Origin of the sequence: Flavobacterium akiainvivens (assembly GCF_001278115.1) — a bacterium.
Classification (GTDB): domain Bacteria; phylum Bacteroidota; class Bacteroidia; order Flavobacteriales; family Flavobacteriaceae; genus Flavobacterium; species Flavobacterium akiainvivens.
Map to the genome: position 1 here is coordinate 1530371 of NZ_LIYD01000005.1, position 13048 is coordinate 1543418.

Genomic DNA, 13048 nt, shown 5'->3' on the forward strand with positions numbered 1-13048 from the left:
AACATATCCGCTATTACTCCTTTTGTATCAAATGCTGCAAATCCGGGTCATTCTTGATACGTTCCATTTCACTCACAACAATATTCAGGATGTCGGACTTTATACGTTTGTAATTACTTTCAATTTCCTGATTCATCTTATCGTCGCCCTGCTCATTTACAAAAGAAAGGATTTGCGGTATTTGCTGATAGGCTTTGCTTTCGGCGGCTACCTTTTCATTATCTACCACAATTTCGGCGTGAAATATTTTTTGCTCGATACGTTCATCAAAGTTATCCGATACAGAGCCGACAAACATACCCTGTGTGAGCGTTGAAATTTTGGAAGCCGGAATAAGGCTGTCTAACTGTGTGGAGATAGAGGTTGATTTATCGTTGCGGTTAATCGTCATACTCTGGCGTTTCTGCAATACTTTCCCGAAGCGTTCCGATAGGCTTTTTGCCGTTTCGCCAACTACCTGACCACTGAATATATTACCGACCGTATTCTGTATTACCTTACTTTCTTTGTCGCCGTAATCCCTCGTTAATTGCGAAAAATCCTGAAAGCCCAAACATACCGCTACCTTGTTACTTCTCGCCGTTGCAATCAAGTTATCCAGTCCCCTGAAATAAATGGTGGGCAACTCATCTATTATAACAGAACTCTTTAACTGTCCCTTTTTATTAATCAGTTTTACAATCCTCGAATTGTATAAGCCTAAAGCTGCGGAATAGATATTTTGACGGTCGGGATTGTTGCCGACGCATAAGATCTTTGGCTCTTTCGGGTTATTGATGTCGAGCGTAAAATCATCCCCTGTCATTACCCAGTAAAGTTGCGGGCTTATCATTCTCGACAAAGGAATTTTTGCCGAGGCAATTTGTCCCTGCAACTGGTCTTGTGCGCCACCCTGCCACGCATCCATAAAGGGCGACAAATAATTTTCCAAATCAGGGTATGAGGTTAAAATAGTGAACACGTCCGAATACTTTTTATTCAGCAATTCAATAGCGTGCGGGAATGTACAATACTTACCGTTCTCATAGATTTTCAGATACCAAATAATAGCAGCTAATAGGATAATTGGGCTTTCCACAAAAAAATCCCCTTGCTTCTGTATCCACGACCTATTGAGGTTCAGCATTATCGTATATGCGGCTTCGTAGGCGTCTGAAATGTCCGTCATAAAATCGGGATTGAGTGGATTGCAACGGTGGCTCTTGCGTGGGTCGTCGAAATTTATCACGTAAAATTTTGGCTGAACTTTGTACTTATCCCTGTGCTTCAGCAAATGATTGTAGGCAATAGTGGAAAGGTCGTCAAACTTGAAATCGTAGATGTACATACTAAAGCCTTTTTCTATCTGCTGCTTGATGTAATTATTTACAATGGCATACGATTTTCCTGAACCCGGAGTACCCAACACGATTGATGCCCTGAAAGGATTTACAATATTTATCCAACCGTTGTTCCATTTGCCTTTATAATAAAATTTCGTGGGTAAGTTAACGGAGTATTCATTTTCCATCAGTTTGGTTTCCTGTTGGAAGCTCTCGTTTTCGTTATTGAAAACATCGTCCATCAGGTTGGTACGCAGCAATCGGCTCATCCATACGCCCGCCATCAGCAAGGCGATATAACCTAATGAGATAGTCAAGATATACAAGAAAGTGCCTGTTGCCGGAGATAGCTTTAACAATGGTGTGTTCAGGAAGAACAGCACAAAGCCAACGCCCAAAGCCACGTAAATTTTAGACCAGGTTATCTTTTCATTCTTTACGCCTTTCGTTCCTAAGCAACTCAAAGCCAACAAAACCAAAGCAAAGACTTTGGTATATAAGGTATGTGAAAACAAACCTGCCGTTCTGTCGAAATTGCCCAGTATCTTGTTGATTACTTCCAACGTCCAGCCACGTTCTAAAAAGAAACCGTAGCAGAACCAATAAAGGTGCATCAGCACCAATAGAATACTGACTGCCCGCATAAAAGCCATAATCTTGGCTAAGCCTCTTAAATCGTCTTCTCCCTGCATTATTTTAAGTTTTAATGTTCGGGCGTGAATTTAAAGGCTATGTGGAGTGGCTATAAAAATGTGGCAGGCTTTGGCGTTGTGTGGCAGTATTTGTCTGAATATTATTTCTGACCTCTTTGGCGTTTGCGCTTCTTCTTCATCTTATTGGCAAAATCCTGTTCTTCATAATCTTCTCCTTGGGCAGTAAGCTGTCTTTAATAAAAGAATTTCATTCGAAAATTCTACTCTAAAAGAAAAATCATCCCGAACCTGAACACAACAATCCCCGATTTGGACACATTTAAAATTGACTATTGTCTGAATTTTGCATCATCATTAAAAACAAATAATTATGAGCAACCAAAAAGTATGGTTTATTACGGGAGCATCCAAAGGAATGGGTCTTGAAGTAGCAAAAACCGTTTTAGCAAATGGCGGTAAAGTAATCGCAACTTCCAGAAACCTGAAGGAGCAGATAGTAAGTATTGGGGAAGCGTCAGAGACCCTTCTTCCATTAAAAGTAGATATCACTAATGAAGTTGAAGTAAAATCAGCCATAGAAAAGGGCATTGAAACATTTGGGCAAATCGATGTGGTGGTAAATAATGCAGGTTATAACCTGCTGGGCAATATGGAGGAACTGAGCGATGCCGAATTCCGTCAAACTATGAACGTAAACGTGTTTGGGATGGCCAATGTGATAAGAAACGTTTTACCCCACCTTCGTAAAAATAAATCCGGACACATCATCAATACTTCTTCGATGATGGGCTATATGAGCTATCCCGCTAATGGCAGTTATAGTGCAACAAAGTTTGCCGTCATTGGACTCTCCGAAGCTCTTTCCCAAGAAGTTGCTTCTTTTGGAATAAAAGTGACAATTCTTGCACCCGGAACGTTCCGTACCAGCTTTATGAGCGACAGCAGTCTGGCAGTGGCGAAGAATAAAATCGATGATTATAATCTGGAACAACAGGTAGAACTTTTCAAAAGTTATGACGGTAAGCAACCCGGTAACCCCGCAAAATTGGCTGAGGTTTTATTTCAGATTACTAAAATGTCAAATCCCCCTTTGCATCTTCCTTTAGGCTCTGATAGCTACAATGCTATTTTAGAGCTACGTAAAAATGAGCAGAAAGAGCTGGAAAAATGGAAAGAGTTATCTTTATCCACTGATTTTAAATAATATGAATGATGAAAAAAGCTACTCCATATAAGATCAGTTCTATTTCTGAGCTGCATCGTTTGTTTGGTTTGAAAAAGCCAGACCATCCATTGATAAGTGTGATCGATTTTGAATCGCTCAAATTTGGTGATAACGAAATCTGGAAAAGCTTTTATTATGATTTCTATTGCGTTGCCTGTAAAAAAAAATCTTCCGGGAAATTTAAATATGGTCAACGTGATTATGATTTTGACGAAGGTATAATGGGTTTTACGAAGCCGGGGCAGCTATTTTCAGTTACAAGTGTCTCAGATGATACTGTATCCGGTCATATGTTGGTTTTTAAAGCGGAGCTTATCCGTCCTTATCCATTAGGGAAAAATATAAACAACTATGGATTTTTTGCTTATTCCATCGCCGAAGCATTACATCTTTCAGACAAAGAAGATGTCATCATATCTTCTTTATTAGTGCAAATACAAAACGAATTAAAAAGTAATATCGACAAATATAGCCAGGATGTTATTGTATCACACATCGATTTACTGCTCAATTATTCCAACCGGTTCTACAACCGTCAATTCCTTACCCGTAAAGCCATAAATAATGATTTGCTTACAAAACTGGAACAGATTCTGAATGATTATTTCAACGCTGAAACGGTATCGAATAAAGGTTTGCTAACGGTTCAATATATTGCCAACGAAGTGAATCTTTCACCCAGTTATTTAAGCGACCTGCTGCGAAACACGACAGGGCAGAATGCGCAGCAATACATTCAAAAATATTTGATAGAAAAAGCAAAAGAATTATTAACAACAACAAATTTTAGCGTCAGCGAAATAGCTTACCAATTAGGGTTTGAGTATTCGCAATCATTCAGTAAATTGTTCAAGGCAAAGACAAAGGTGTCACCACTGGTATATCGGCATTCGTTTAACTGATAAACGGGATTTAAGCTAACAATATATCCTTTATTATTGTCCAATTGATCTTGAAGCAATCCACTGATTATCAATTTTTTTATCGATTAAACCAGAAGACTATCTATTTGTTCTTCGTTTTCTTCTTTGCTTCATCTTATTAGCAAAGTCCTGTTCTTCGTAATCGTCGCCCTGGGCTTCGGGGAATAAACCGCCCAATGCTTCAATTAAACCGTCTTCGTGTTTATCAGAAGTATGTACGAAGTCGAACAAATGGTGTGGTTCTTCCGCAGGAAGATCCGCATCATTTGATGTGGATAGCTTGGGTTGTAAAACGGCAGATTCTTTAATATCCGGTCTGATGTTATTGTTCCAATAATCATTAAAGGTATTGGCGGAAAGTTCTTTGCTTAAACGTGAACCGTTCCAAACACTTTTAGAATTATGGTCAATAAACGTCATTCCATAAATACGACCTGTATCATTCCTCCGCACCACTACGTTAATGCCCTGTTCGGCTAACTGTTTTTTAAAAGCCTGTTCATCGCTCGTAGTTTTCAGGGCAGTGGTAACGGAAGATTTTAGGGTCTGTTTGGTAGGGCTATCTTTCAAAGCCGCTTTGGATTTCGCAAAATGCAATTCCAAAGCCGGAAGCCCTGCATCTTTACCAAACAACGAAGCCTTGAATGGATGCCCGGCTCTTTCGCCTTTTTCATTCAAGGGAATGTATAATAACCCTTGCTGCATTTTTCCCTGCAGTTCGCCCTCAATTTTCTCGGCGGTAACATTGAAAAGGGAAAGCAAGGCATTATACTCGCCTAAAGTCTGATACTGGTAATAGTTCGGCAAATGGCGAACGACCGAAGCTATTTGGCTTTTTACATCGCCTGCCCGATAATCTACCGGACGAAAAACCTTGTCATTCTGATTGCGCTCTTTATCGGTTGCGGGTATCAGCCCGTGTTTTCTTTCCAACTCCCGGCACAGGTTCATAGACCGCATTTTCTCGAATTTGTCCGAAATCTTTTTGCCCTGCTCGTCCACGCAAACCGATACAATGTGTATATGGCTGCGGTAAATATCCGTGTGTTTGAATACAACAAATGGCTGTTCGCCGTACCCCATTTCCCGCATATACTGTTCTGCCATTTCCCTAAACTTATCGTCGCTTACCTTATCATTCGGGTCAGGATTGAGCGAAATATGCAGCGTATGTTTCTCGGTATTGCGGTTGGCTATCAGGTAAGGGGCAAAAGACTGGGCTAATTGTGCTACGGAATAATGACCGCTGGCGGTCTCAATCATCTTATGGGCAAACAAAATTTGTCCGTTTTCATTCTCCACTTTAAGCTGATTGTACGCTAATGCACCATATAAATTAACGCTCCTTCCAATTTTTGCTATCATTTTTCATTGATTTGTTTTATTTTCTTAATGGTAATGAAGCGTGAATGAGCTATTGATTTTTATCTTTCGATGGATAGCTCATCCAGGTCTACCGCTATTTTTTCAGGTGTTTGGCTTCAAATTCCTCGCTTATTTGGATAATTTTCTGACACAGCATTGCCATTTCAGCCGTCTGTTTTTCCAGTTTATACAGAAACGCTGCTGCTTTTTTCTCCGAAAAATTCTTGTACAACAGCTTTACAATTTGGTTATAGTTCACTCCGATGGAACGGAACTGGCTGTGAAAAGAGGTTAGCCGCATATAAAAATCAACCGTTCCTTTATCAATCTGAATAGTCTTTATGGTCTTGTCAAAGATGCAGGACGTTATAAAATGCGCCTTTATCTGCATACCTGATTTATCAAAAAGGGCAAGGAAACGGGCGTGTTCCTGCTCGTTAAAGGAAATCGTATAGCGGATTGTCGCCGGGTCTTCTTTGGGGCGGCGTCCGGTCTTTTTCAATTGCTTTTTATTGTTATCGTTCATCACTAATCCATTTTAAAACCGAGCTTCAGCGAGCTCATCGTTAGATAATCCATACAAAACCCTGACTTCGGAAGGTGTTTTCTGCCCCCTGCAAAGGGCAAGTTGTTTTGAGCATCGGAAATCATTCCGAGATGCTCAAAACACAACTTGCCGTGTTCCGGTGAACACAAAAATCCGCCCTGCGGGACGGATTGAATGTAACAGGGAAAAACGGCTCGATGCCGTTCCCGTTACCCCCTGATATGTCAAAAGACTTTTGCATAAATCCGTTAATAAAAATCACAATACAAAGTAAAGCCCTGTTTACGATCGCATTGCATTGTGCCACAGTGCCAAATACTGCCTCTGAAAGCCAAACACTGCCACCCTCATACAATCGAGTGAATTTCATGAGTTCTTTGCCCTTGAATGTTGGCAGGCAGACCGTCAGCCCGTACTTCAGGACGAACAGATAGCACACATTCAGGACGGCAGGCTATCCTGCCTGCAAGATTGCAGGAATGATGGAAAGCGTGACAACCTGCTATCAGAATATCCTGCCGGATGGATTAAATGACAGACTGAGCGAATGCAAGAACGCAATCCTGCCTGAATAAAAGCAGAGCTGCTGTACCGCAGGCAAGCCTGATAGCTGCCCTGCAAGAAAGACAGCACGAAATCAGGACTGCACCGCTGAAAGCCTGCCAGACTGAAAACAGAAAGATGTAAACTTTAAATTTTAAAAATATGGACACAAAAAAGAAACCTCTGTTTGTCGCCTTTTCTTCTCAAAAAGGCGGTGTTGGCAAAAGCACATTTACTACGCTTGTCGCCAGTACGATGCACTATCGGTTGGGCTACAACGTAGCCGTTTTTGATGCTGATTTTCCGCAGCACAGTCTGATGAAAATGAAAACTCGTGATTTGGCAATGGTAATGGAAAATGAGGCTTTGAAAAAACTGGCTTACAAGCAATTTACCACCATCAACAAAAAAGCCTACCCCATTACACAGCATAGAGCAGATAGCGTACTGGATGCGGCACGCGAGTTTGTAGCAACTTCAGCCGTTCCGGTTGATGTAGTATTTTTTGACCTGCCCGGAACCGTGAACACACCCGGCATTCTGAAAGCATTGGCAGGAATGCACCACATTTTTACGCCCATTACCGCAGACCGTGTAGTAATGGAAAGCACCCTCATTTTCACGCAGCTTTTGCAGGATGTGATTATGAAAAAAGGTGAAACGTCTATACAAACCATTAACCTGTTTTGGAACCAGGTGGATGGCAGGGAAAGCACACCATTATATGACTTGTATAATCAGCTTATAGCCCAATTGGGGTTAAGCCTGATGCAAAGCCAAGTGAAGAACAGCACCCGCTTTCGCAAGGAAAGCGAAGCAGACAGCAAAACGGTTTTCCGTTCTACCGTAATGCCACCCGATGAGCGTTTGATGAAAGCCTACCAGTTGGATTTGTTCATCAATGAGTTTTTAAAAATCATTCAATTATAGCCTTATGGAGAAAGATAATAAAAGAAAAGTCACGCCGGACATTAACGAAGAATTGATGATGAACCTGATGGTTGACGGCATTAAAAAAGACGGCATACAGCTTCCTCCCGAACCGCCTGAAGAGCCGGAAACGGAAGCTGCAAAAGAAGAAGCAAAGCAGGAAGATTTATTGCCGGGTAAACCAGTACAAAGAGAACGGAACCGTAGTAAGAAAAATATTAACGGCAGTTACGGCGAACATTTTTTGAGAACCCACTCTATGACAAAACGGGGGGATAAAAGCATTTATATCCGTCAGGAGTATCACGAACGGTTATCCCGTATTGTTCAGGTCATTGGTAAAGATGCGATACCGCTGTATGCCTACCTCGACAATATACTGGAGCATCATTTTGAAATGTTTGAAAAAGCAATCACAGATGATTTCAACGAAAAGTTTAAACCCATTTTTTAAAGTATTTGATTATGGAAATAGTAATTGTGATTTGCCTGCTGATAGTCATTGTCCTGCTTGTGCAGGATAAGATTGTAATTCATAAAAGGTCGCAACAAAAGCCGATGCAGCAGGAGAAAGTGAACCCGAACCTGCCCGATATTATGGGTCAGCCCAAGCCCGTAAAAAGCTATTCAGTGCCAAACACTGCCAATGAAAGCCAAATAACGGAACCGGAGATAAACCATGATAATTTAGACATCGAATACGACGAGAACGAAAACGTCGGTATGCAAATTCCGCAGGAAGAACTGGATGAAGTTTTCAGCAATATGCCTGATTTGGAAGAAGAGGAAGAAGAATGGAACAGGTACGGAATATCCGGTGGCGATAACGGTTTTGTCCAAGGGGTTACCTACGACGAACTAAGCTCCGTAGGGGCATTGCTCCAAAAAAAGAATTTGGAACAGGCTCAAAAGGAAACAGCGGTAGCCATAGTTCAGAAATTACAGGGAACCGAATTATTCAGCTTACTGGAAAATTCCATTGAGGGTGCATCCCGAAAAATTGCCGAGCTTTTGGATAGCACACTTTCATCTGAAATCGACGACGGTTCTTCCACCTTGCGGAAAAGTGATTTGAGTGATTTTGACATTGGGGATTTTGTGTAAGCAAACTCCCTTTTTCTATTTGTAAATGATTTCCATTTTAATGTCTCCTTAAACATCCTCATTTTCACACCATTAAATTTAACGCAAATAAAAAAAGAAACTCAATTCCTTTTTTTGGAAACTTATATCAAAAAATGGAAATTAAAATCTTATTTTGGAAATTTATTACTATATTTGCATTTATAACTTAAGAAACAATAAGCAAATGCTCAAATATTTCAGTATAGTACAAGCTTTAAGCAGGTCCGCATTGGCGATGCCGAATGAAGCTGTCACTCATCAAATTAGAAGATTAAAAGAGAGCTTAGAAAAAGATGGCTTTACTAAAGAGGCTAAGTCATTGGAGGCTTTACTGACTGCCTCTGAATCATCGCTTGAGATGTCTCCAAGTAAAATCCAAAGATCTTTCGTGGTTTTAAAAGGTGAGGAAATAACTCCTAAGACGTCAATTCCTGTAGATAAGGAGACATCAACACCATTAGCAGAGATTTTTTTTCCTGATGATCTACCAGAGAAAGCTCCAATGTTTGATGGTAACATCCAGCTTGCTATTCACTCAATCGTAAATGAATGGAGCAAATTCGATCAACTTTTAGAAATTAATGCTACTCCAGCTAGCTCCTGCTTAATTTACGGTGCGCCAGGAACTGGTAAAACACATTTAGCAAAATGGATTGCAAAACAAATTGGATTACCTGTAGTACTGGCAAGGCTGGAAGGGCTTATGTCTTCGTATCTAGGAACTACATCTCGAAATATTGGCAACCTATTCACTTTTGCTAATAGGTATAAATGCATCTTACTTCTCGATGAGTTTGATGCAATTGCTAAACTCCGTAACGATCCGCAGGAGGTTGGTGAAGTAAAAAGAGTGGTGAATACCTTGTTGCAAAGTTTGGATTCACGTCATGAAAAAGGTTTTACCATTGGTGTAACTAACCATGAAAGTCTTCTTGATCCTGCTATTTGGAGAAGGTTTGATATACAGGTTGAAATTCCCAAACCTTCCCCTGAGGTAATGATTCAATTACTTAAGAATTTTATTACGCCTTTAGAATTTAACGAAAGTGAAATTAAGTTTTTAGCATGGTGCCTAGATGGTTCATCAGGTGCTGATGCAGAAATGCTTTCAAAATGGCTAAAAAGAGCTTTTGTTTTAGAAAGGGAGAGCAATATAGTAGAAGTAATGAAGCAATTTGCTGTACTTAACTCTGGAAGGGTGGACACAAAAAAGAGAAATGTTATGGTTCACAGTGATGAAGATTTTATCAATATGTTATTAAACGATAAGGTTTACTCTTTTAAACAGAAAGATCTAGCATCATTGTTCGGAATGACTCCGTCAACTCTGAGTAAGCAGCTATCGAAATTTAAAGATTCTGAAAAAATATAAGTTATGGCAAATAGTCCTGTTCAAATAGTATTAAATAGCGATGCTTTTATTGAAGCATTAGAAAATAATGGTGGCGGTGGTTCTAAAGACTTTTTTGCTGGAAATGATAATGAATTCATCGAGCATAGAGATAACATTCAAAATCAGCTTAGTGAGATAAAGAGTATGCAGTTGGTAAATAGTTTCGCCAAGGTTTCTTATGCGAAAGTTACATTAAAGCAAACTGCATTAGCAAAAAGCCATCGTCCAACTTCCCAAGTTTTCAAAAGAGATGTTGCTCCTATAATTGGAGCCGGGGATTTGGGAGAATTATTTGTCGAACTGACTCCAGAAAGTATTGATAAAATAAATACTAAAGTTGGACAGGCTGAGCCTGAAACAAGATATAAAGAAAAAAATGGAAAAAATGAACCTAATCCTTCAAGATTAAGAAGTGAAGTTGGTGCAATTGAAGAAATTAGCCCATACACCGCAAGTGACAAAAGGAATTTTTCTGTCAAAGAAGCCGTAAAATGGCTATCTAATCCTCAAACAGGCGGTTCGTATATGGTAGAATTATTTGAAGCTCCCCCAGCGAGACAAGATTGGGATCTACTAAGCAAATACAAATTCGATTTGTTTGATAGCTTTTTTGGCGGGTTAACCATTTTGGGCACAGGCTTATTTGTATCAAGAATTACCACTGGTCAGGGTTCATCTGTTGTGTTTGGTATAAAATTAGAGAAAACCGATTCAACTCCAGTAATACAGCTTTACTCCTCGTCAACAGCAGGTAAATCAGGAGAGAAAAAATCTATAGACCTCGACTTGGAGAGACATAACCAATTGTTAGAATATTTGGGAAATCATCCATTGGTAAAAAAAGTCACTCTTCCTCCCATTATTACACAAAGCTCAACTGTCAAATCTCAGGTCAAAGGTGGAAACTTTACTGTTTCTGCTCCTGATCTCAAAGGCTCATATCCGAAAATATGCGTTGTAGACGGTGGTGTTTCGGATGTTTATGGCGACTGGATAGAAGATCGGTGGGGACTAATTAGCAGCACGGATAAAGACGAAAATCACGGTACTTTTATAGCTGGATTAGCAATATTTGGTCAACAATTAAACGGAAAGGCTATTTGCAGGGAGGTTGATGGTTGTAAAATTATAGATCTTGATATATTACCTCGTGTTGATAGATACAGTTCCTACTATTCAAAACCTTTAGAATTTTTTAATGAACTCGAAACTGCTGTTCAGGAATTAAAGGCTAGAACTGGAGTTCGAATATTTAATTTCAGCCTGAATATAGAAGAGCACGCGTCAACTACAGGCTACAGTGTTCCTGCACAAATTTTGGACAAGATTGCGGAAGAAAATGATGTCGTTTTTATTATTTCGGCAGGTAATACCCACCCTCGAGATATTAGAAAAGAATGGCCATCGGATCATTTTGATGCATTAAAAATATTAGCTTCTTCGAGAAATGATGCTATTAAAAAACCTGCTGAAAGCTGTCGTAATATAAGTGTTTCAGCTTTAAATCCTCCACACCTTGAAGGTGTTGTTCCTTATGCTTTAAGCAATTACAGCTGTCGAGGACCTGGACTACGAGTAGGCCTCAAACCTGATTTTGCTCATATCGGTGGTTCTGGGACTAGTCACCCAACTTTAGGGCATGGTCTTCTATCTTTAGACCCTACGAGTAACATTGTAGATGGATGCGGAACTAGCTACGCTGCTCCTAATGTCGCAAAGACTTTAGCAAGTCTTGATCATTCAATTGAAGGTATGGTTTCGAGGGAAACATTAATCGCCCTTGGAATCCATCATGCTGTATTACCAGAGTCCCTTAACGACAAAAATTTGAGAAATGTCTCCAAACACTTGGTTGGATTTGGTATACCGGATGGTTCTGAAGATATTTTGAACGGAAGTTCATCTGCAATAACATTAGTATTTGCAAACCGAGCTATAAGTGGACATAAGATGAGTTTTAAATTTACTTGGCCTTCAAGTTTAGTAAGGGATGGTAAATGCTTTGGGCACGCAAAACTTACCATTGTAAGCACGCCAAGGTTTGATTACAGATTTGGCTCTGAGTTTGTCAGAATAAATATCGACGCAGCTTTAAGGCAACTGCAAAATAATGGTAACTATAAAGGAAGGTTGAATGCAATTTACACGCCTGAAGATGGTGATGGAAGTTTATACGAGAAAGATCAGATTGAACATTCTTTCAAATGGAGTCCAGTGAAAGTTTATGAAAAAACTTTCCCCCGAGGTGTTGGACCATCTACAGAATGGAAACTAGATGTAGAGTACTTATCAAGAGATGGTGTAACTCTACCAGCTGCGGGTGTACCGTTTACAGCAATACTAACAATTTCTGATCCTGATAGTGAGAAACCAGTATTTAATGATATGCGACAAATGCTACAGTCACTAGGAGTCCAGGCAGTTGATATCAAAACTGCAGCTCGAATTGTACCAAGAGTTTAATTTAATAATTTAATATATGCAATTATGGCAAATTACCATGTAACGCAAAAAAAAGGACAAGACGGATGGAATGTTCAAAAGGAAGGCGGCAAGAAAGCATCAGCAGTTGCCAGTACTCAAAAGCAAGCGGAACAACTTGCAAAACAGTTTTCATCAAATAATGGTGGTGGAGAAGTTCGGATACACCGACCAAATGGCGGACCGATTCGAGATAGCGACACTGTAAAGCCTGGAAACGATCCAAAGTCAATTAAAGACACCAAATACTAATGAAAAAGAAACGTTCAAAAAAATAAAAACCAGGCGAAAATCACCTGGCTTGATTCCTTAAAGGAAACAAAAGCCCTTGCAAGGCTCTTGGTAGTAATGTTTTGCACTTCAAAACTACCTCCTTTATTTGGAATAAACAAGCTTTTCGTGATTTTAAACCTGCAACTACTACAAATTGAGTTGTCGGGCTTGGTATTAATGACAAAAATTTCAATTGCATCAGGATTAAAACTATCGTAGGGCAAGCCCTTATTTATTGCTGAAATGATAGGCAATAAGCAATTATTTA

Annotated in this window: 11 protein-coding genes; 8 read left to right on the plus strand and 3 right to left on the minus strand. The window is 39.8% G+C overall.

Annotated elements, in window-relative coordinates; all coding sequences use genetic code 11:
- Positions 1–13 precede the first annotated feature (13 nt).
- A complete protein-coding gene (gene mobC, locus AM279_RS06785; protein WP_054406987.1) occupies positions 14–2014 on the minus strand; it encodes a conjugal transfer protein MobC in 2001 nt (666 codons plus the stop codon).
- Positions 2015–2345: 331 nt separating this feature from the next.
- Between mobC and AM279_RS06790 the strand changes: the two genes are divergently transcribed.
- A complete protein-coding gene (locus tag AM279_RS06790; protein ID WP_054406988.1) occupies positions 2346–3179 on the plus strand; it encodes an SDR family NAD(P)-dependent oxidoreductase in 834 nt (277 codons plus the stop codon).
- Between the two features lie 8 nt (positions 3180–3187).
- Positions 3188–4102 (plus strand): helix-turn-helix domain-containing protein, encoded by a 915-nt coding sequence (locus AM279_RS06795; protein WP_054410176.1) that lies wholly within the window; start codon positions 3188–3190, stop codon positions 4100–4102.
- Between the two features lie 99 nt (positions 4103–4201).
- On the opposite strand, the gene mobB is transcribed toward AM279_RS06795, so the two are convergent.
- Both mobB and mobA read right to left on the minus strand, forming a co-directional pair.
- Positions 4202–5488, minus strand: a complete 1287-nt coding sequence (gene mobB / locus AM279_RS06800) for a conjugal transfer protein MobB (RefSeq protein ID WP_054406989.1) — start codon at positions 5486–5488, stop codon at positions 4202–4204.
- Positions 5489–5582: 94 nt separating this feature from the next.
- Complete coding sequence (gene mobA / locus AM279_RS06805; protein WP_054406990.1) at positions 5583–6014, minus strand: conjugal transfer protein MobA; 432 nt, start codon at positions 6012–6014, stop codon at positions 5583–5585.
- 726 nt (positions 6015–6740) lie between these two features.
- On the opposite strand from mobA, the gene AM279_RS06810 reads away from it, so the two are divergent.
- The 6 genes from AM279_RS06810 (at position 6741) to AM279_RS06835 (ending at position 12759) form a co-directional block, all read left to right on the plus strand.
- Positions 6741–7508, plus strand: coding sequence for a ParA family protein (locus tag AM279_RS06810; RefSeq protein WP_054406991.1), 768 nt, complete (start codon positions 6741–6743; stop codon positions 7506–7508).
- 4 nt (positions 7509–7512) lie between these two features.
- Complete coding sequence (locus tag AM279_RS06815; RefSeq protein ID WP_054406992.1) at positions 7513–7962, plus strand: DUF3408 domain-containing protein; 450 nt, start codon at positions 7513–7515, stop codon at positions 7960–7962.
- An 11-nt stretch (positions 7963–7973) separates the two neighbouring features.
- The gene (locus AM279_RS06820) at positions 7974–8612 is read left to right on the plus strand and encodes a hypothetical protein (protein ID WP_054406993.1); all 639 of its coding nucleotides are present in this window, start codon (positions 7974–7976) and stop codon (positions 8610–8612) included.
- A 154-nt stretch (positions 8613–8766) separates the two neighbouring features.
- On the plus strand, positions 8767–10005 hold the full coding sequence (locus AM279_RS06825; RefSeq protein ID WP_201782538.1) for an AAA family ATPase: 1239 nt from the start codon (positions 8767–8769) through the stop codon (positions 10003–10005).
- Between the two features lie 3 nt (positions 10006–10008).
- On the plus strand, positions 10009–12489 hold the full coding sequence (locus AM279_RS06830) for a S8 family peptidase (protein WP_074961584.1): 2481 nt from the start codon (positions 10009–10011) through the stop codon (positions 12487–12489).
- A gap of 24 nt (positions 12490–12513) precedes the next feature.
- A complete protein-coding gene (locus AM279_RS06835) occupies positions 12514–12759 on the plus strand; it encodes a DUF2188 domain-containing protein (RefSeq protein WP_054406996.1) in 246 nt (81 codons plus the stop codon).
- Positions 12760–13048 lie beyond the last annotated feature (289 nt).